Below are 20,479 nucleotides of genomic sequence, written 5' to 3' on the forward strand. Positions count from 1 at the left end.
CGTAGCGTTCGCTACGGCTGGGCTCGTGTGCGATTGGCAGAACTGACCCCGGATTTACTGGCCGGCGGCGATCGAGACTTTCAGCGGGTGGGCGGCGCGGGCGGTCATCAGTTTGACTTTTTCCTGCCACTCGGCCGCCGATTTGGCGTATCCGGCGCGGTCCCAGGCGGCGCCGATGTAGTAGCGCAGCGGTTTGCCCGATTCGACCGTGGCGACGATCAGCTCGTTCCAGGTGTCTTCCGCGATGCCGCTCGCGCCCGGCAGGACGATGGCGGTGCCGAACGCGCCCTTGGTGGCTTGCGTCACCCATTGCGTCAGCGCCACGCCCTGGCGGCCCACCTCGATCTGCTCTTTCTCGCCCTTGTCGGCCGGCTTTTTGTTGAGGCCGACCGCGACGTTCAGCGTCTGCGCCCCGCTGAAGGTGAAGGTGCTGTCCATGGTGTCGAAATCCTGCCCGGCATCGACGGTGAAGCGCTTGACTTCGCTGACCTTGACGCCATTCGCATCCCAGGCGTCGTAATTCAGTTCGAAGATGCTGCGGATCGGGCCGTTCGCCAGCACTTTCCACGAGGCGTAGTTGCGGCCCACGTACAGCTGCTTGCCGTCCCAGATCCCGGTACCGCCGGCGCCGCGCGATTTGCCGACGTTGTACATGTCCATGCCTTCACCCTCGTCGTGGTGGTAGTGGTCATGGCCCTTGTTGTACCAGCGGTCGACGATCGGATACGAGACGCGCTTGAACCAGATGTCCAGGCCGCTGGTTTCCAGCACTTCCTTGCCGACCTTGGCCGTGTCGGGCGCGGCCAGCGCGGGGCCGTAGGTGCGGTGGCCGATGTGGTCGTTTTCCCACGCGAAGTCGTCCAGCCGCTCCGGCACGTAGCGGGCGAAGGTCTGCTGCGGGAATGGCGCGGTCACCGTGTCGGTCTTTTCGATGGTGAAGCTGGCCTGTTTCTCGCCGGCCGCGAAGCTGTGCTGGAAGTACAGTTCGCCGTAGGCGATGCCGATGTTTTTCGGGTCCTTGGCCTGCGGCGCGACGTTGCTGACCTGGTAGGGCAGCAGATTGCCCTTGCTGTCCTTGACGGCTATTTTCTGGATCAGGGCGTTCGGCAGCACGCGGTTGACTTCGCTCCAGGGGATGGCGATGGTTTCCGACGGCCGCGCCAGCTCAATATCGTTGCTGACGGTGATACGCGCCAGCTCGGCGGCCTGGACCTGGGTGGCCGCGCCGGCCAGCAGCGCGGCGAGCGGAAGCAAATAGGTACGCATCGCAAGAGTCTCCTTATTCATGGCTGTAATTGGTGGCGCCGGCATCCTTCGGCACGTAGTGATAGGTGCGCAGGCGCACCTGGATGTCGATCTTCGGATTGTTGAGCAGGCGGATCATCTCGGCGCCGGCCAGCAGCGTGGGACCGTAGCCATGCAGGGCGTCGACGCTGGTCGGACGGTTGTAGTAGTAGATCTGGTCGCTGGCGAAGGTGGTGCCGACGCAGGTGCCGTCAACCTGGCCCTTCGCGTTGATGCGCGTGGTCAGTCCGACCCAGCCGGCCTGGGCGATCGAGCCGTAGGTGGCCGGGCTGACCCAGCCTTCGTTGACGGCGTGCGCGATCACATAGGTGAAGATGGCACTGGCCGAGGTTTCCAGATACGAGTCGTTACGGTCCAGCATCTGGTGCCACAGGCCGGTGCCCGATTGCAGCTCGGCGATGCCGCGCAGCGCGACACGCAGTTGCGCCAGCACTTTCGGATAGCCCGGATGGTCCTTGGGCAGCACGTCCAGCAGGTCGCTCATGGTCAGCACCGCCCAGCCGTTGGCGCGGCCCCAGTAGAAGCGCGGCGCGTCCGGATTGTTGGCGTTCCAGCCGTGGGTGTACAGGCCCAGCTGCGGATTGAACAGGTAGCCGCTCATCTGCAGCACGTTCTTGACGGCGTCGTCGTAATATTCGCGTTTGCCGGTCAGGTGGCCCATCTCGGCCAGCGCCGGCACGCCCATGTACATGTCGTCGGCCCACAGCGACACGGCCTGAGGCCGCTGGCGCGCCAGCGTGCCGTCCGGCAGGCGGAACTGCTTCTTGTAGACCCAGTTGCTGCAGACGTCAATGAACTGGCCCATGTCCGGCCCGACCTTGGCGAATTTGGCGCGGATCATGGCCGCGCACATGGAGCCGGCGTCATCGAGCGAGCGCGGGTCGAGCACGCGCGCAAAGCTGTTGGCGCGCTGCAGGTGGAATTGCTGTTCCTGCGCCTTGAAGTAGGGCAGCCTGTCGGCCATGAACTGGAAGTGGCGCGCGGTCATGGCGGTGAATTTCTTGTCGCCGGTGACGGCCGCCGCTTTCAGCAGGCCTGCGTGCACCACGCCCATCTCGTACACCTGGATGCCCCACTCGGCGCTGCTCGGTTCGACGACGGCGTCGGCCACCGGTTTGCTGAAGTCGGTGATCTGCACGCCGCTGTCCTTGTGCACCACGCGGGTCGGCGTGGTGGCTTCCATGTAGCCGCGGATGCGGTCTAGCGCTGCGGTGATCTCGGCCACGGTCGGCTTTTTGTACAACACCGGGTAGGTGCCTTCGCCGGCGTCGTAGACGCTCTTGTTGTCGGGATTGCGGTAGGGGCCATCCGCGTGGGCGGGCAGGGTGAGCAGGGCGGCAACCAGGGCCGCGATCAGGGCGCGTGGGGTGGTCAAGGGTTCGTCTCTTTATTGTAAAACGTTTATTTGGTCAGACCATTCTAGATTGGTCCGGCCACTTTTGCAATCCGGACAGGCCACTTTGTCGCAAGCCAGAACAGGAAAGTCAGCAGGCTGAGCGCGCCGGGTCGGCCGCGCTGGCCGGGTAGGCGATCAGGCCCTGCGTCATCGCCGTACCCAGCATGCCGACCGCCAGCATGGGCGCCATCAGCATCGCGGCGCCAGCGGCCAGACAGACGGCAATCAGCGCCGCGGACGGGGCTGCCAGCTGCAGCAGCATCAGCCGCCGGCGCGGCAGGAGGTCGCCCAGCGGCACCAGCAGCACCGCATGACCACGATGGCAAAGTCCTCAAAGCAAGCCACGCGACGGTGAAAAAAGACACATTGAAGTGAAGAAATTCTTGCAATCGGTCGCCTTATAAAAAGGCAGCGGAGTACAATCGTTTGGAACGTTCGTGCTTTTTGCAAGGAGGAGTGTCAGCATGGATTTGACTTACACGGCCGCGGATCTGGCGTTTCGCGACATGGTGCGGGGCTTCATCGAGCACAATTTGCCGAGCGACCTGCAAAAGAAGGTCCGCAACCATCTGCGGCTGCATCGTCAGGATTACGTGCGCTGGCACCAGATCGTCGCGCGTCAGGGCTGGGCCGCGCCGGCCTGGCCGGTCGAATACGGAGGTACCGGCTGGAGCGCCACGCAGCGCCATATCTGGGAAGAAGAGTGCGCGCGCGCCGGCACGCCGCCCATCCTGCCGTTCGGCGTCAACATGGTGGCGCCGGTGATCATGGCTTTTGGTAACGACGCGCAGAAAGCCCGCTACCTGCCGCGCATTCTCAACTGCGACGACTGGTGGTGTCAGGGCTATTCCGAACCCGGCTCAGGCTCCGACCTGGCCTCGCTGAAGACCACCGCCGAACGCGTGGGCGACCATTACATCGTCAACGGCCAGAAGACCTGGACCACGCTGGCGCAGCACGCCGACATGATCTTCTGCCTGGTGCGCACCGACAGCACCGTGCGCAAGCAGGAGGGCATCTCGTTCCTGCTGATCGACATGAAGTCGCCCGGCATCACGGTGCGGCCGATCATCATGCTGGACGAGGACCACGAGATCAACGAAGTGTTCTTCGATAACGTCAAGGTGCCGGTGCAGAACCTGATCGGCCAGGAAAACAAGGGCTGGACCTACGCCAAATACCTGCTGGGCCACGAGCGCACCGGCATCACCGCCATCGGCCGCTCCAAGCGCGAGCTGCTGTTCCTGAAGAAGATCGCCTCCGAACACTACAAGCAGGGCAAGCCGCTGCTGCAAGACCCCATCTTCGCGTCCAAGATCGCGCTGCTGGAAATCGACATGATGGCGCTGGAGACCACGGTGCTGCGCGTGATCACGCGCGAATCGCACACGCCGGGGCCGGAAGCGTCGATGCTGAAGATACGCGGCTCGGAAATCCAGCAGCAGCTGACCGAATTGATGATCGAGGCGCTGGGGCCGGACGCGCTGCCCTTCGATACAGACTACCTCGAAGGCAAGGCCGATCATGCCGTCACCGGCGATGACGCCGCCGCGCCATTGGCCGGCTACTACTTCAATTACCGCAAGACTTCGATCTACGGCGGTTCGAACGAGATCCAGAAGAACATCATCGCCCAGATGGTACTGGGCCTGTAAGGACAAGCACGATGCATTTCAATTTGACGGAAGAACAGCAGCAATTCGCCGACGCCCTGCGGCGCTGGGCCGACAAGGACTACACCTTCGACGTCCGCCAGCGCATCGTCCACTCGGCCAGCGGCGTGTCCGACCTGGCGTGGGACACGCTGGCGGAGCTGGGCATGACGGCGCTGCCGGTGCCCGAAGCGCAGGGCGGCTTCAATGGCGACGCGGTCGACATGATGGTGGTGATGCAGGAGCTGGGCCGCGCGCTGGTGGTCGAGCCTTACTTCGCCACCGTGTGGGGCGCCTACTTCCTCAAACTGGCCGGCAACCAGCATCATCGCCTGGGCGACGTCGCGCGCGGCGAGCTGAAACTGGCTTGCGCACTGGGCGAAAAGCATGCGCGCCATGACCTGTGCGACATCAAGACCATCGCCGCCATCAATGGCGAAGGCTATCGCATCGACGGCACCAAGACGGTGGTGGTGCACGGCGGCCAGGCCGGCGCGCTGATCGTCTCGGCCCGCAGCGCCGGCACGCAGCGCGACACCCACGGTATCAGCCTGTTCGTGGTGCCGACCGATGCGCCGGGCGTGGCGCTGCGCGACTACCGCACCATCGACGGCCAGCGCGCGGCGACCGTGCAGTTCAGCCATGTGCCGGTGCCGGCATCGGCGCTGCTGGGGCGCCTGGGCGGCGGTTGCGAGATGCTCGACGAGGCGGCCGATTACGGCGTCAGCCTGCAATGCTCGGAAGCGGTCGGCGTGATGGATGCGATCTTCGGCACCACGCTCGACTACCTGAAAACGCGCAAACAGTTCGGCATGGCGATCGGCAGCTTTCAGGCTTTGCAGCACCGTATGGCCGACATGTACATTCACCTGGAGCAGGCGCGCTCGATGGCCATGCTGGCGGCGGCGCGCATGAGCTGCGGCGATGCCGATGAGCGTAGGCGCGTGGTGTCGGCGGCCAAGGTGCGCATCGGCCAGGCCGCCAAATTCATCGGCCAGCAGGCGGTGCAGCTGCACGGCGGCATGGGCGTGACCGATGAACTGCCGGCTGCCCATCATTTCAAGCGCCTGACCATGATCGAGCTGACCCTGGGCGACGTCGATCATCACCTGGCGCGCTTCATCGCGCAGCGCGGCTTCCAGCAGCACTCGGTTTAGTTGGCGGCGACCGCGGTCATGCGGCGCACGGTCAGTACCAGGTTGCTATAGCTGCTGCGGACGCCGCGTGGCACCGTGATTTTAGGGTCGGTCAACGGCACGGTGGCGGTGGCGGTGTAGCTGTTTTTGGGGTTCAGCGCGATTTGCACCGACTTGCTGACGGCGCGCTCGAAGTCCTGGCTCTTGCCGGCGCAGTCGCCGCTGGTGCATTCCTGTTTTTCCGTATATTCGATGTCGAATTCCAGCGTCACCACGTAGGCGCCGGTGCTCAGTTTGGCCGGGCTGTTGGGCAACTGGGTCAATCCCAGCCGCACCTTGTTGGTACGCGTCGCCGCCAGTTCGTACACGCCGACCACTTTTGGCTTGGGCTTGAAGCCGGCCAGCGTCTCGCTCAGCCGAAACACCTGGAACAGGTTTTTCTGGTAGGGAGCGAGGCGTTGCGCTTCTTCGCCCGCGTCGCGTTTTTGCGCGGCTTGCTGACGTTTGAGTTCTTCTGCGCTGGCGGCGGGCGGCGCAGCCGGTTCCGGCGCGGCTGGCGGAGGAGGCGGGGGCGGCGCGGCATCGGCCTTCGGTGCGGGGCCGGCGTCAGTCGGCGGCGATGCGGGCGGCGCGGCGCAGCCGGCAAGCACGGCGACGAACAGACATGCACTGGCGCGGCGGATCAGCTTCATACGATGCGGCTCCAATCGGTGGAATGAGGTTTATCTGGCGAGGCGGAAGCCGACCCTCGGATCGCCTTTGTCACGCTCGCCGGCGGTGCGCGCCACCGGCCGCACGTCGGCGCTCATGGAATCGAACGCGCCGCCTTTCTGGACTTTTTTCTGGCAGGTGGCATTGCTCAGGGCCGCCGCATTCGCGCCTTCGTGCGAAGGCAGCCAGCAATCGGCCACCCATTCATAGACGTTGCCGACCATGTCGTACAAGCCGCCGTACGCGGCGAACCTGCCGACCGGTTCGGCCTGCGGATGGTCGCCCAGCGTGCCGCACTGGCCGCAGTGCGCGCGCTTGTCGCCGATGCGGTCGCCCCAGGGATACAGCGTGCCGGCGCCGGCACGCGCGGCATATTCCCATTCCACCTCGGTCGGCAGGCGGTATTTGGTGCCGGTCTTGGATGACAGCCAGGCGATATAGGTTTGCACCGCGTCCCAGCTGACATTGGTGACTGGCATATCCGCGTTGGCGACAGCGTCCGGTGGTGCGCCGCAGACGCCGTCGGCCACGCACATCTGCCATTGTCCGGTCGTGACCTCGTAGGCCGACAGCTGGAAGGCCGCGACGGCCTGTGGCGTGCCACCGTATTCCTCGGGCGCGGCGTTGCGGTCGCCCGGCTGCGAGCCGATACGGTAGCTTCCAGCGGGAATGGGGACCATCACCGGGCAAGCACTGCCGCCGTCTGCGCGACGCAGTGGGCAGGTTGGTGGCGCGGCCGGTGCGTCCACCGCCGCCGGCGCGGGCGCCGGGACTGGCGTCACTGCGGCTGCGGGCGCTGCCGGCTTGCGCTCCTGGCCGCCGGACAAGGCGAATACCGCCGCGACTGTCACTACCACCGCCGCGACGGCGGCAATGGGTATCAATGGCAGCTTGCGCTTCTGGCCCGCGGCCTGCGCCGCCGGGACGCCGGTTGCGGCAGGGGCGAAGGTGTTCGGCGTCTCAGGTTTCCCCGTGCCGGGCGCAGACACCGGTTGGCTGTGCTTGTGGCCTGTGGTGGCGGTTTGCCTGGTTGCGGGTGCGGTCACCGGCGGGACATCTTCCTCGACCACCACGGTGCTGGGCATGTGCCTTTGCGTGGTGGGTGTCTGCTCCAGTTGGAGCAATAGCCGAAATGCCGCAGCGGTTTGCGGACGATGCTCGGGACGCACGCTCAGCGCGGCGTCTATCGCTGCCAGGAATTCCGGACTGTAGCGGCCGGCGGCGGTATCCACCAGCTTCGGCATGTTGTCGGCCGCCAGTCGCGACATCGCCGCCTGCGGCACCTTGCCCATGATGATGAAATAAATCACCGATGCCAGCGCGTATAGATCGGTCCACGGACCTTGGGACATGTGGTCGCCCATCTCGCCGTATTGCTCGATCGGCGCGTAGCCGGGCTTGAGGATGACCGTCAGTGCCTGCGTGACGTCGCCGATCACGCGGCGGGCCGCGCCGAAGTCCAGCAGCAGCGGCACTTCCTCGCCCAGCATCAGGATATTGTCCGGCGAGATGTCGCGGTGATAGCATTGCTTGTCATGCAGCACCTGCAGTGCGTCGAGAATCTGGCCGAGGAAGGTTTTCAGCCAGGCTTCGGTCGACAGCTCGGCGTGGCCCTGTTTCAGCATCTGCTTCAGGGTCGGCGCCTGATAGTAGGGCATCACCATGTAGCCGGTGCCGTTGGCTTCCCAGAAGCGATAGACCTTCACCAGCGACGGATGATCGAAGCGCGCCAGCAACTGCGCTTCCTTGACGAAACTGCTCAAGCCGACCTTGAAGGTTTCCTCGTAATGGGTGGAGAGGATGGTGACCTGGGTGTCGCCGGTACGGCCGGCAAATGCAGCCGGCATGTATTCCTTGAGCGCGACGTCGCGCCCCAGCGAGTGATCGCGCGCCAGATACACGATGCCGAAACCGCCCTGGCCGATGACGCGGGTGATTTCGAACTCGCCCAGCAGTGTGCCGGCCGCCAGCGCATTGGGGAATGCGGGCGCGGGTGCGAGGACGGTGTGATCGTCATCATTCGGTGGGGAATTCATGATGAGAGCTGCTAAAAGGATGGGATAGCACGAGCTTCCATTACATCGCAATCCACGTTCGGATGTCAATTAAATAATAAACTTGATGCTGAATGTGGCGCGCATGCCCTTACAGCAGCCTGTGATCGATCTCCATGTCGTCGTCCAAGAGCTCGTGGGTTTCCCAGCGATCGGTGCAGTACGGCCATAAAAAGTCGCCAACCACTTGGAAGAGTGGACATCGAAACCTCCCTGGTCACTTGCCTACATCGTAGGCCGGGATATTGTTGAGCTCAAGTGTGAAAATTGGTGAATTTTACAGATGAGCAAGATGTTATTCTTGCGATGGGCGAATCGGCCTGGCTGGCGGCAAATTGCTTTTCTTAAGGAGATTCGGTGAAATTGTTCCAGGCTTATAAGCTCATATCTGCCTTGATGCTTTTGGCTTCGTCCGAGGCTTTTGCGCATGACATGTCGTCCGGTAACTTGAAAGTCGCGGTTTTACTGTTCGAAGGCGTGGAAGAAATTGACTATGCCGGTCCAATCGAAGCCTTCGGCGCAAGTGGTGCGAAAGTGTTCACCGTTGGGCAGACAAAAGCTACCGTCGAATCGGTATGGGGACTGAAAGTAACGCCGGACTATGAGTTTTCCGACGCACCGGAAGCGGATGTGCTGGTTGTCCCTGGTGGGGGAATAAAAGCAGCGTGGAAGAACCCAATGCTGCTTGGCTGGGTCAAAGAGCGCGCTGCCAAAGTGAAGGTGGTCATGTCAGTCTGCTCTGGCGCATTCATATTGGGGAAAGCTGGCCTGCTGGATGGGATTCCAGCGACTACTACGGCTTCTTTGCGCTCACAACTCGCGGCCATGTTTCCGACGGCGACCGTCAAGGACAAACGTTTCGTAGACGCCGGAAAAATTATCACTACTGCGGGCTTATCCGCAGGGATAGATGGAACGCTGTACTTGATCGAGCGTCAGTCGGGAAAGAAGCAGGCTGAAGCAGCTGCGTCCTACATGGAGTACGACTGGAAGCCGAGTTTGAACTGATGAGGCTGAGGGCCGATCGTATAGGCTGGATAGCGTGGTTTGGGAAGACCTTTGAAAGGCGCTCGTTACCGTATCCCGTGACGGAGCGGAAACCGTAATGCGGTGTCGATATGCCGAATTTATCGGTGGCCAATGTTTTGCCAGAAGCAACGCGAAATCACATTTTATAACCCTAACCAACCTAGGAGAACTGCAATGCCGATTACCTTTGCCCAGATACCGCTGCGCATGCAGCCGTCCAATATCGGCGGCGTTGCCGGCCAAGTGCAGTGGAACGATTGCCAACCCGAATGGAAACACGTCATTCGACAGATCCAACAGCGCACCAACAAACTACGGAAGTACGTCCGCCGCGGCTTCCTGAATGAGACTGCGAACTATGACACGAACACGGACAATGTGATCACCCATGCCTCATTCGGCTTGCCTATTCGCAGCAGCCACGGCAGTCCAGCGTTGCAACCCCAGCCTTACCAGCAGGTGCCGCAGCCGATCACGATCGCCCAGATGATCTGGTATCGGTATGCCGAATCGGCTGTCACCGCCCATGCGCAGCCGGGAACCGTGCCCGGCTATATCGAGTTTCACATCGCCGCCCCAGGCGGATTGCGCATTTTGTACGATTACATGAATGATCGCTTCCTCATCACGGACCACTACGTCACATACTACGAGGTGGCCGCCCCGGCGCTATTCTAAACGGACGAAAACTTATTCAGAACTACTCCGGTGCGAACCGCTCGTGTCGCATTTACTTTCTGAACTGTCAATTTCACCAACGTGCGCGACTGCACAGCGCGACTGATCGCTGCGGCTTTCGGCCAAAGCAGATATCCGCCTTCCATTACAACGCTGCCAATTCTCGATAGGTGCTACTATCGTTCAAGCTAGCGTCCTCTCTCTAACTTCACTGGGACAATCTTGTTTGTACCGCCCTGGTGCCGATGATAGTCAAATCCTCCCGCAAGTTCCGGATGCGGGCTTGCCGAAGACGGCTGCGCCGCAGCTTAGCCCTTTTCCTTCGTGCAAACTCATTGCTGGCTGATGATTGGAGCACATCACGAAAGTCGTTGTCTAACGCGGTCCTAGTCAGCTTGCAGTAGAAACGTACCAGATCCAAAAATCGAAGATCCAACAAGCGCCATTGTTGCTTAACAAGGAGATGTATCATGGTCAAACTCGCGTTGTTTGTTCGTCTGGAAGCTAAGCCGGGTAAGGAAAAGGACGTTGAGAGCTTTCTGTTAAGTGGCCTGCCGCTCGTTCAGGCAGAGCCTGCTACAACAGCTTGGTTCGGAGTCCGGCTGGGGCCGTCCACCTTTGGTATCTTCGATGCGTTTCCAGATGAGGATGGGCGGCAAGCTCATCTTTCCGGCGAAGTCGCAGCCGCGCTGATGGAAAAAGCGGGTGAATTATTCGCCCAGCCGCCGTCAATCGAAAAGGCTGACGTTCTTGCGGCAAAGCTGCCGGGCTGAGCAAACCCAACAGTCGTGCAGGCCGATGGCCGACGCAACAGTCCTCCTGCCGAAGCAGTTAAAGTGTTGCGCCGACATGTTGAATCCGCTCGCCCCGCAGCAAACATTCACGGCTTGGAACAGCAGACACTCGTGGCAGCAAAATGACTAGGTCATAAGGGATCGCGGGGGTATAGTGTCGAGAGCATCAAGTCACCTCGAGGCGCGCCAGCCGGTGTGCATAGGGTCTGATCGAGGGAAGTAAGAAAACAGGGCTTACTTGCTGCCATCTTTCTCCTTGGAACAGCCGGAATTCGAGCGATGGGGGGCGCTATGCGCCGTCAATGACATCGAGGTCTGAGGCTGAAAGATCCCTCCCGCAGTGCACCGAATTTCATTTCGATGATCAGGCAGAGATCAGGCGTATGACCTTGCGGACCAAAGGACGATTCAGACACGGACTACACTCGATCTGTCCAGCGTGGAAATTTGGCGGTGCCGATGGGACCAGGCGTTATGCACAACACAAAATATTTCGAGCTGAATCGCACCGCTACCTGGCTCGAGTTGTTCTTCGACCTGATCTTTGTGGTGACGATCAGTGACGTAACGCATATCCTGAGTCATACGCAGGAGGGGCATCTCGCCCCGCTCCAGTTCTGGAAATTTATCCTGATTTTCATACCGCTGTGGTGGGTATGGGTCAGCCACACCCTCTATTCTAACCGGTTCGACGCGGATGATCGCAAGCACCGGCTGGCAACGTTGTGCATCATGTTCCTGCTGGTTATCATCTCTGGCCTGATCGACCGTCGGTTCCTGGAAAGCTTTGATGCCATCGTCGTCTGCTACGCTATCTCGAAATACATCATCGCCATGATGTATTTCGTATCGCAGTACCGGCACCAGGATAGCCACAAACTCACCATGGCAGTTGGCTGTGTGGTCGTCGCCGGCGCCACCATTAGCCTCACCGCGATTCTGTTCCCGGCGCCACAGCGATATATTGTGTTCTACCTGGGAATAGCATTTGATCTACTTGCGTTCATGTGTTTTTTGCCAGCCCGGTTGAAGGCCATCCCGGTGCATACGAAGCACCTGATCGAGCGTGTGGGCCTGCTCACGATCATCATGCTGGGAGAGTCCGTTAGCAGCTTGTCTGCGGGCCTGGCTAACTTTAGCTGGACGGTCGAGACGCTCCTGACTGCGGTCACCGGGTTCGTGATGATCTCGTCCATCTGGTGGGTTTACTTTGACAGTTTTCACATGCTGACCAGACAGAAGCTCACAACCGGGAATTCCGTGCTGTACTCGCACCTGTTCGTCTTCATCGGGCTGTCGATCCTGGCCAGCCTGATCCGGCACGCGATCTTGGGCAATATGGTGGTATCTGAATTCAGGCTGCTGGCGGCCACCGGCGCGGTCTGTTTTTTCATCGGCAAGCAGTACGCCTACTTCATGGAAATTCCCGAACTGCGGCAGCAACTGGTCTTCAACACCTTGGTCGTCTTCTTTTTGAGCGGTCTCGCGCTCCTATTGCCCAGAACGGGATACATCCTGCTTGGCCTTACCGTCGCGATGATTTGTTATGCCGTCCTCAGTCTCAGATACCTGAACGTACAGCCACGGGCGTAAGGTGCTTGCACTTCCCGCCATCGGGAAACTGGAGTCCCTTCTACGGCGACTAGTTCGCTTGAACTATGTTCCCCGATCGGTATCAATCCGGGCGCCGACGGTATCCTCAAAGCCCTGGAATCCGAGATTGCGAAGGTCGGCAATGTGGCGCAAGCTGTCGCTGGTGTAACTATCTCACCATGTAAGTTTTCGAGTGTACTATGGATTCCCGCTTTCGCGGGAATGACAGGGGCGAGGATCAGGCGGTCAGGCTGATGCAGTAGCGGTTGCGGCCGGTCTGTTTAGCGCGGTAGAGGTTGCTGTCGGCGGCGCGGATCAGGGGGCTCGGATCGGTGCCCTCCAGCGGTGGCTGGGCGGTGGCCAGGCCCATGCTCAGCGTCACTTGCATCGCGGTCGGGGAGGCGGCGTGCGGGATTTGCAGTTTGCGTACCTCGTCCATGATGCGGTTGGCGATGACTTCGGCGCCGTCCTGACCTTCCTGCGGCAGCAGCAGGATGAATTCCTCGCCGCCGTAGCGCGCCAGCAGATCCTGCGGCCGGGTGGCGCAGCGCTTCATCGCCGCGCTCACCTGTTGCAGGCAGGCGTCGCCGGCCTGGTGGCCGTAATGGTCGTTGTACAGCTTGAAGTGGTCGATGTCGATCATGATCAGCGACAGCGGCAGGCCGGCGCGCGCGCAGCGGCGCCATTCGGCTTCAACTGTGTCGTTGAAGTTGCGGCGGTTGGCAACGCCGGTCAGGCCATCCGTCAGGCTCAGTTCGCGCATGGCGTCGGCCTGGCGCTTGATGGTCAGCTGGCTGCGCACCCGCGCGCGCACCACCGCCACGTTGAACGGTTTGCTGATGAAGTCGACCGCGCCGGCCTCCAGCGCCCGGGTTTCGTCTTCCGGCTGGCTCAGCGCGGTCACGAAAATCACCGGGATGTCCTGCAGCCGCGGCGAGCTGCGCAGGGCCGCCACCACCGCGTAGCCATCCATGCCCGGCATCACCGCGTCCAGCAGGATCAAGTCCGGTTGCTGGTCGCGCGCCATGTCCAGCGCCTGTTCGCCATCGAGGGCGAACAGGACTTCGTGTTCTTCGCGCAGCGCGTGGTGCAGGATCTGGATGTTCTCCATGGCGTCGTCTACCACCAGGATGCGACCGTTCCGAGCCAGGTCGGTCCAACTCATGCGCTTTCCTTTCGCAACATATCTTCCACCATCTGGCGCGCGGCCTTGAAGTTGAGGGTTTCCACTGCTTCACCCAAGGCTTGCGCGTGCTCCATGGCGGCCAGCGCCGGTCGCAACTCCCTGTAATGTTCAAGTGCTTTCAGGTTGTTATTCTGAAGCAAACCTTGCAGCTGCGCCAGTTTTTGCGCCAAGTCGAGCGGCGGGGTGTTGCTTGCCGGAATATTCTGCCGGGGCGCCGCCAGGCCGCGCGCGGTGCGCACCACCAGTTCCAGCGCCTGGTCGAGCCGGTTCAGCGCGGCCGGCAGGGCGAGCGTGTCGGCGCCGGCGTCGTGCAGTACCGCTTCGGCGTCGGCGCTCAGTCGCGCGACATCGGATGCGCCCAGGTTGGCGGCGACGCCACGCAGCCGGTGCAGGATCTGCCCGGCCTGCTGGCGCTGGCCGGCCGCCAGCAGCGCGCGGACCTCGGCCACGGCGCCGCCTTGGGAGTGTTCGAAGCGCTTGAGCAGCGTCACCAGCGCTTCCTGGTTGCCGCCCAGGCGCGCCAGCGCGGTGTCCATGTCGATGCCGGGCAAGGGCGCGAGCGGAGCGGACGGCGCCGGCGGCACCGCCGGCAGCGGCGCCACCATGGCGCGCGTGGCGCCGCGGATGGTCACCAGCCGCGTCAGCACGGTGATCAGTTCCTCGACGTCGATCGGCTTGGCGACGTGGGCGTTCATGCCGGCTTCGGCGGCGCGGTGACGGTCGTCCTCGAGCACGTTGGCGGTCATGGCGATCACGGGCAGCGTCAGCAAGCCCTGGCGCCGCAGTTCGCGCGTGGCGTCATAACCGTTCATGACCGGCATCTGCACGTCCATCAGCACCACGTCGTAGCGCTCGGGCGCGGCGGCCAGCAATTCCACCGCCAGCTGGCCGTTGGACGCCACTTCCACCGTGGCGCCGGCGTGCAGCAGCATGTATTGCGCCACTTCCTGGTTGATCTCGTTGTCTTCCACCAGCAGGATGCGCATGCCGTTCAGGCGGCCGTGCAGCGGCACGTGCTCGATTTGCGCCAGGATGCCGGCCGCGGCCTGGTCGCCGGCCAGCAGGGCGCTGACGCGTTCCAGCAGCCGCGCCGGGCTGACCGGCTTGGCCAGCACGCCGGCCAGGCCGAGTTCCGTCGATTGCGTCACCAGCGCGGCGGCGCCGTGTTCGGAGGTCATCATCAGCACCGGCGGCAGCGCCAGGCCGGCGGGCGCCTGCTGCAGCATGGCCGGGCCGTCGACATGGGGCATGTCGCGGTCCAGCAGCAACAGATCGAAGGGCCGGTTGGCCGCCGCGCGCTCACGCAGCAGCGCCAGCCCCTGGGCGGCATCGGCGGCCACCGTCATCTGCCAGCCGAAGCTGCGGCCGGCCACTTGCAGCGCCTGGCGCACGGTCGGATTGTCGTCCACCAGCAGCACCGACAGCAGGTCGGCGGCCGGCGGCGGCGCCGGCGCCGGCAGCGGGTCGACGCATTCCAGCGGGCAGGCGAACAGGAAGTCGGAACCGCGCCCGACCTCGCTGCGCACGGTGATGGCGCCGCCCATCATGTCGGCCAGTTGCCGGCAGATCGCCAGCCCCAGGCCGACGCCGCCGAATTTGCGGCTGGTGCTGCTGTCGGCCTGCGAGAAGGCATCGAAGATGCCGTCCAGCTTGTCGGCCGGGATGCCGATGCCGCTGTCGCGCACGCGGAATTCCACCAGCAGCGCCAGGTCGCCAGCCTTCCAGCCGGGCGCCGGGCGCACGCTCAGCACCACCTCGCCCTGTCCGGTGAACTTGATGGCGTTGCTGATCAGGTTGAGCAGCACCTGCTGCAGCCGCATCGGGTCGCCTGCCAGTTCGGTCGGCATGGCCGGATCGATGTCGTACACCAGTTCCACGCCCTTGTCGCTGGCGTTGCCGCTCAGCATGACGCTGATGCTGTCGAGGATGTGCTGCAGGCGGAAGCGCGCATGTTCCAGCACCAGCTGGCCGGCTTCCACGCGCGAGAAGTCGAGCACGTCGTTGACCAGGCTGAGCAGGGATTGCGTGGCGAACTGGATCTTGTGCAGGTAGCCGCGCTCGCGCGGTGCCAGCGGCGCTTCTTCCAGCAGGCGCGCCAGGCCGATGATGGCGTTCATCGGCGTGCGGATTTCGTGGCTCATGTTGGCCAGGAATTCGCTCTTGGCGCGGCTGGCCGCCTCGGCGCGGTCGCGCGCCACCACCAGTTCTTCGTTCACTTCCTGCAGGTGCAATTCGGTTTCCTTCAATTCGGTGACATCGGAGACTAGCACAAAGAAACCCTTGACCGTCGCGGCGCTGTCGACGTCGGGAATGTAGTTGACCCAGGTGTGGCTGAGGTCGCCGTTCGGCCAGCGCAGGCGGCCGGCAAATCCCTGCGGCTCGCCGGCCAGCGCGGCTCGTACGTAGGGTTCGCTGTCGGCATAGTGGTCCGCGCCCAGCACGTCCGGCATCCAGGCGCCCATCATGTCTTCCTGGCTGCGCTGGTGCCAGTCGAGGAAGTAGCGGTTGGCGAAGCGGCAGCGCAAATCGGCATCCCAGTAGGCCACCATGCCGGGCAGGTTGTCGGTGACGGCGCGGACGAAGCGCTCGCTCTCGGCCAGCCGCTCGGCGGTGGCGCGCAGCGCTTCCTTGGCGTGCTTGCGCTCGGTGATGTCGAGCGCGATGCCCAGCACGTGCGTGGCCTGGCCGCGCTCGTCGCGCAGCGCCACCTTGCGGGTGGTCAGATAGCGCGTGTGGCCGTCCTGGGTGGTCAGCGGTTCCTCGGCGATTTCCACCACCTGGCCCGGGGCCGAAGCCAGCACCCGGCGGTCGTCCGCCACGTAGGCGTCGGCCTGTTCGGGCGGCGCGAATTCGTAGTCGGTGTGGCCGACGATGTCCTCGCTGCTGTCCTGGCCGAACATGCGGGCGCCGTACAGGTTGAACATTTCGTAGCGCAGGTCGGGCGCGCGTTTCAGGAAGATCATGGCCGGCATGTTTTCCACCACCGAGCTCAGCATTTGGCGCGAGCGCTGCAGTTCCGACTCGACCCGCTTGTAGTCGGTTTCGTCGAGCAGCATGGCGGTGATGCCGCTGATGCGGCCGTCCGGCCCGAACTGCGGATAATAGCTGAGGATCCAGTGCCGCAGCTGCTGCGGCGAGGCCGCCGGATAACCGGAACGGCGCACCCCGACCAGCGGCTTGCCGCTTTCGAGCACGGCGCGGTAATCGGCCAGCACGGCATTGCGCAGCGCGTCGTCGCGGATCAGGTCGCCGACGTGGCGGCCGAGGTGGGCGCCGACCTTTTCCCGGTTCAGCGCGGCCAAGTAGTCGTTGATGCGGACGATGCGCAGTTCGGCGTCGACGTAGCTGAGGCCGACCGGCGCGGTGGCGTACAGGGTCTCCAGCTGGGCGCGGTTCTTTTCCAGCTGGCTGGTGCGTTCCTCCACCAGGTTTTCCAGTTCGTGGTGGTGGCGCCGCAGGTCGCCTTCCATCGCGTGCAGTGCGCGCGCCACCACGTCGGCCTCGCGGAAGGTGGTGGCCGGCATGACAAAGGGCTTGCCCCCGGCCAAAGCCTGCGCCGGCGCGACCAGCGCGCGGATCGAGCGGGCCAGGCGGCCGCCCATGGCCCAGGCCAGCGTGAAGCCGGCCGCCAGCACCGCCAGCATGGTCAGCGCGATCACCGACACCGAGCCGAGCAGGTCGCGCATGGCGTTGGCCTGCGGCGTGGCGATGGCCACCACCGCGCCGCTGACCGGCGCGCGGCTGATGCCCATGTAGACCGGGGTACCGTCGGCATCGCGGGTGTCGAACAGGCTTTCCCGGTCGTGGTACAGGTAATCGTGCAGCGCCGGCTCGGCCGCGTGGCCCAGCAGCAAGCGCGGGCCGCCGGCCTGGGCGACGATGTTGGCGTTGCTGTCGAACAGGGTGAGCGCCTGGTCGGGCGTGATGTGTTCGTCGGCCAGGATGCGCTTGAGACGGTCCGGCTTGAGCAGGGCGGTCATGGCGTAGGCCGCGCGGCTATCGACGAACACCGGCACATCCATCGCCAGCAGCGCGCCGCCGGCCTGCGGCACCACCGAGATCTGCGGCCGGTTGTGGCGGAACAGCGGCGCCAGCCGTCGGCTGTTGTACGCCGGGTCCAGCGCGGCGGGCAGAGGCGCGCCGGTATCCAGGATGATCTGGCCCGACGGCGCGCTGAGCAGGATGTGCGAGGCGGGCAATTGCGGGCTCAGCATGGCGGCCGCCTGCAGCCGCAGCGCGGCCAGGTCGCCGGCGCGCAGGCTGGGCGAGGCTGCCAGCGCCGTCACCACGCCTTCGCTGTGCATCAGGTCGCGGTCAATGGCGGCGGCCACCGCGCGCGCGGCCTGCAGCGTGTCTTCCTGCAGCGTAGCCTTCTCGTTGTGATAAAACTCCAGCGCCAGCGCGCCGAAGCCGACCACCGTCGGCAGCGCGCAGGCCAGCACCAGCAGGGCGAGCTGCGAACGGATGGACGGCAGTTTCTTTCGCTCTTCTGGCACGCGGCTGGCCCCGGTCATGATGCGGACAGCACGATGGTAGCCGAGCGCGGCGATTCGGCAAAGCGATTTGTCCAAGACGGCGCAGCCGCCGCCACATTGTCACATCAGCTTACAAAGCCTTGCCGCGCGCGTAGGCCCAGCCCATCTCCGCCATCGGCCGCGCCATCCGGCCCGATTCCAGCGCCTGCGCGCTGGCCGCGGTGCCGTCGGCGTGGCGCTTCATGATGCCTTGCATGATGCTGGCCAGGCGGAACATATTGAACGCCAGGTAAAAATTGAAATCGCCGAGGGCGATGGTCTTGCCGGTGCGTTCGGCGTAGCGGCCGATGTAGTCCTGTTGCGAGGGGATGCCCAGCGCCGCCAGGTCCAGCCCGGCAATGCCGCGGAACTTGCCGGGCGGGATGTGCCAGCTCATGCAGTGATACGAAAAGTCGGCGAACGGGTGGCCCAGCGTCGACAGTTCCCAGTCCAGCACCGCCAGCACGCGCGGCTCGGTCGGATGGAACAGCAGATTATCGAGGCGGAAGTCGCCGTGCACGATGGCGGTGTCGTCGCCGGGCGGGATGTTGGCGGGCAGCCAGGCGATCAGCTGGTCCATCGCGTCGATCGGCTCGGTCTGCGAGGCCAGGTACTGTTTGGTCCAGCGTTCGATCTGGCGCGCAAAGTAATTGCCGGGCTTGCCGTAATCGGCCAGACCGATGGCGGCGTAATCGATCGTATGCAGCCGGGCGATGACGCGGTTCATTTCATCATAGATGGCGGCGCGTTCGGCCGGCGTCATGCCGGGCAGGGACTGGTCCCACAGCACGCGGCCCTCGAGGAACTCCATCACGTAGAAGGCGCGGCCGATCACGCTCTCGTCCTCGCACAGCGCATGCTGGCGCGGCGCCGGGAAACCGTGGCGCTGCAGCGCATCCATCACGCGGTATTCGCGTTCGATGGCATGCGCCGACGGCAGCAGCCTGGCCGCCGGCGCCGGCTTGGTGCGCAACACGTAGTGCTGATCGCCGATGGTCAGCTTGAAGGTCGGGTTGGACTGGCCGCCCTTGAACTGCTCGACGTGGAGCTCGCCTTGCGGATAGCCATCCACGTGCCGCCTGAGCCAGGCGTCGAGCGCGCCGGTATCGAACTGGTGGCGCGCCGACACCGCCTTGGTGCCGATGAATTCTTCAAACATGCTGTCTCCCGCTTGTTATTGGATGACAGCTATTCTAAACGAGTAAAAGTACGGGCGTGCTTTTAGTTTTAGAAGAACACGGCGGTGCGCTGGATCACGCTGCCGTTGTTGGTGTAGGGGGCGGTGGCGCGCACCGAGCCGGTATTGTATTTGCCGTCGTCCAGCTTGCTGTCGATCTGTTCGACGAAGGAATCGGGCAGGTTGTCGAGGCGGATGCCGTTGCCGCCGCGGCCGGCCACCACGTCGTTGTAGATGTACACCGCGCCGCCCTGGGCGCTGGTCATGAAGTCGGTGGTGCCGTTGAACGAGCCGGTGATGAAGCCGGCCAGCGCCAGGTGCTGCGGCGCCAGCAGATATTCGGCGATCTGGCCATCGCCGTTGCCGTTGCCGGTGGCGCCGGGCGCGTGCAGCGTGCCTTGCGCGTCGTCGCCGGGCAGGGCGCGGAATTTATCCTGATAGGCGTTGACGGCGGCGGTCAGCGAGGTCGATTGCTGGATGATGTTTTTGACGCGCGCGCTGTCGATCAGGCTCTGGCCCTTGAGCACGCCGCCCAGCAGCAGGCCGATGATGACGAGAACGATGGCGATTTCCACCAGGGTAAAGCCGCGCTGGCGCGCCGGGAGTCGTTGCATGGGAATTCCTTTCTGTGTCATGTGCGTAGTATAGCTTAGCGTTTATTCAGCTGGTCCAGCCGGTCGGACAGGAATTGCAGTTCGTGCGGGTCGGTGATCTGGCCGCTGCGCAGCAGGCCGCCGATCAGGGCGCGCGCGCTGTCGAGTTCGCTCATGTCTTGCAAAATGAATGCTTCCAGTTCGCGCGCCCACGGCGGCACGTCGGCGCCGGTGGCTTGCAGCCGGATGGCCCGGGCGTAGCGGCGCGCCAGCGGCAGGTCGTGCAGGCGGTGGCGCGCCACCAGCGCGGCGTGGGCCAGCCAGGGCCAGCGTCGGTTCGGGTCTTCCTGAAATCGCGCGTAGACGAATTCGAGCATGAGCCGGGCACGCTGCGGATCGCTGACCGCGCCGTAGACTTCGCTGGCGGCCAGCAGCGGATACTGGCTGCGCGGATCGAGTTCCAGCACGCGCTGCAACCAGCTGATCACGCGCGGATAGTCGAGGTCGCGCCAGGCGATGCTGACACCGGCCTGCTCGTCGAAGCCCTGCACGTACAGCATGGTGGCCTTGGACAGCGCCACCGGGTCGCCCAGCGCGGCCAGCCGCAGCGCGGCGAGCGACGGCGCCGGCGGCAAGTCCTGCGCGCGTGCGCGCGCAGGAC

Annotated in this window: 16 protein-coding genes; 6 read left to right on the forward strand and 10 right to left on the reverse strand. The window is 63.8% G+C overall.

The genetic code is table 11. The annotated features are described in order from the left end of the window. Positions 1 to 54: 54 nt before the first annotated feature. The 3 genes from E4L98_RS05635 to E4L98_RS05645 all read right to left on the reverse strand — a co-directional run bounded on the left by E4L98_RS05635 (position 55) and on the right by E4L98_RS05645 (position 2,963). On the reverse strand, positions 55 to 1,266 hold the full coding sequence (locus E4L98_RS05635) for a BT3233 family polysaccharide utilization protein (protein ID WP_135200590.1): 1,212 nt from the start codon (positions 1,264 to 1,266) through the stop codon (positions 55 to 57). Positions 1,267 to 1,279: 13 nt separating this feature from the next. Continuing rightward, on the reverse strand, positions 1,280 to 2,680 hold the full coding sequence (locus E4L98_RS05640; RefSeq protein WP_135200591.1) for a glycoside hydrolase family 88/105 protein: 1,401 nt from the start codon (positions 2,678 to 2,680) through the stop codon (positions 1,280 to 1,282). A gap of 109 nt (positions 2,681 to 2,789) precedes the next feature. Continuing rightward, positions 2,790 to 2,963, reverse strand: coding sequence for a hypothetical protein (locus tag E4L98_RS05645; RefSeq protein WP_267874879.1), 174 nt, complete (start codon positions 2,961 to 2,963; stop codon positions 2,790 to 2,792). Positions 2,964 to 3,165: 202 nt separating this feature from the next. Here E4L98_RS05645 and E4L98_RS05650 point away from each other — a divergent pair, with 202 nt between their 5' ends. Further along, positions 3,166 to 4,356: an acyl-CoA dehydrogenase family protein gene (locus E4L98_RS05650; protein WP_135200592.1), complete on the forward strand. Its 1,191-nt coding sequence runs from the start codon at positions 3,166 to 3,168 to the stop codon at positions 4,354 to 4,356. A gap of 11 nt (positions 4,357 to 4,367) precedes the next feature. Continuing rightward, the gene (locus tag E4L98_RS05655) at positions 4,368 to 5,510 is read left to right on the forward strand and encodes an acyl-CoA dehydrogenase family protein (protein ID WP_135200593.1); all 1,143 of its coding nucleotides are present in this window, start codon (positions 4,368 to 4,370) and stop codon (positions 5,508 to 5,510) included. On the opposite strand, the gene E4L98_RS05660 is transcribed toward E4L98_RS05655, so the two are convergent. Next, a complete protein-coding gene (locus tag E4L98_RS05660) occupies positions 5,507 to 6,181 on the reverse strand; it encodes a hypothetical protein (RefSeq protein WP_135200594.1) in 675 nt (224 codons plus the stop codon). The genes E4L98_RS05655 and E4L98_RS05660 overlap by 4 nt on opposite strands. Positions 6,182 to 6,211: 30 nt before the next feature. Further along, a complete protein-coding gene (locus E4L98_RS05665) occupies positions 6,212 to 8,236 on the reverse strand; it encodes a bifunctional serine/threonine-protein kinase/formylglycine-generating enzyme family protein (protein WP_135200595.1) in 2,025 nt (674 codons plus the stop codon). Between the two features lie 375 nt (positions 8,237 to 8,611). Here E4L98_RS05665 and E4L98_RS05670 point away from each other — a divergent pair, with 375 nt between their 5' ends. The 4 genes from E4L98_RS05670 (at position 8,612) to E4L98_RS05685 (ending at position 12,348) form a co-directional block, all read left to right on the forward strand. Next, positions 8,612 to 9,262, forward strand: coding sequence for a DJ-1/PfpI family protein (locus E4L98_RS05670; RefSeq protein ID WP_135200596.1), 651 nt, complete (start codon positions 8,612 to 8,614; stop codon positions 9,260 to 9,262). 195 nt (positions 9,263 to 9,457) lie between these two features. After that, positions 9,458 to 9,961 (forward strand): hypothetical protein, encoded by a 504-nt coding sequence (locus E4L98_RS05675; RefSeq protein ID WP_135200597.1) that lies wholly within the window; start codon positions 9,458 to 9,460, stop codon positions 9,959 to 9,961. A gap of 470 nt (positions 9,962 to 10,431) precedes the next feature. Continuing rightward, on the forward strand, positions 10,432 to 10,734 hold the full coding sequence (locus tag E4L98_RS05680; protein ID WP_135200598.1) for a putative quinol monooxygenase: 303 nt from the start codon (positions 10,432 to 10,434) through the stop codon (positions 10,732 to 10,734). 495 nt (positions 10,735 to 11,229) lie between these two features. Further along, complete coding sequence (locus tag E4L98_RS05685) at positions 11,230 to 12,348, forward strand: low temperature requirement protein A (protein WP_135200599.1); 1,119 nt, start codon at positions 11,230 to 11,232, stop codon at positions 12,346 to 12,348. 238 nt (positions 12,349 to 12,586) lie between these two features. Here the strand turns inward: E4L98_RS05685 and E4L98_RS05690 are convergent, their stop codons facing one another. The 5 genes from E4L98_RS05690 to E4L98_RS05710 form a co-directional block, all read right to left on the reverse strand. After that, entirely contained in the window at positions 12,587 to 13,513 is a 927-nt protein-coding gene (locus E4L98_RS05690) for a diguanylate cyclase domain-containing protein (RefSeq protein ID WP_135200600.1), read from the reverse strand. Next, on the reverse strand, positions 13,510 to 18,030 hold the full coding sequence (locus tag E4L98_RS05695) for a response regulator (protein ID WP_229257270.1): 4,521 nt from the start codon (positions 18,028 to 18,030) through the stop codon (positions 13,510 to 13,512). The genes E4L98_RS05690 and E4L98_RS05695 overlap by 4 nt, the downstream gene beginning before the upstream one ends. A gap of 109 nt (positions 18,031 to 18,139) precedes the next feature. Further along, positions 18,140 to 19,207 (reverse strand): phosphotransferase, encoded by a 1,068-nt coding sequence (locus E4L98_RS05700; protein WP_135200602.1) that lies wholly within the window; start codon positions 19,205 to 19,207, stop codon positions 18,140 to 18,142. 68 nt (positions 19,208 to 19,275) lie between these two features. Beyond that, positions 19,276 to 19,839 carry a prepilin-type N-terminal cleavage/methylation domain-containing protein gene (locus E4L98_RS05705; protein ID WP_135200603.1) on the reverse strand — a complete coding sequence of 188 codons (564 nt, stop codon included), beginning with the start codon at positions 19,837 to 19,839 and terminating at the stop codon, positions 19,276 to 19,278. Positions 19,840 to 19,874: 35 nt separating this feature from the next. Further along, positions 19,875 to 20,479, reverse strand: a 605-nt coding sequence (locus tag E4L98_RS05710) for a hypothetical protein (protein ID WP_135200604.1), incomplete at its 5' end; no start/stop codon positions are given.

The organism is Duganella callida, from assembly GCF_004614165.1.
Lineage (GTDB): Bacteria > Pseudomonadota > Gammaproteobacteria > Burkholderiales > Burkholderiaceae_D > Rugamonas > Rugamonas callida.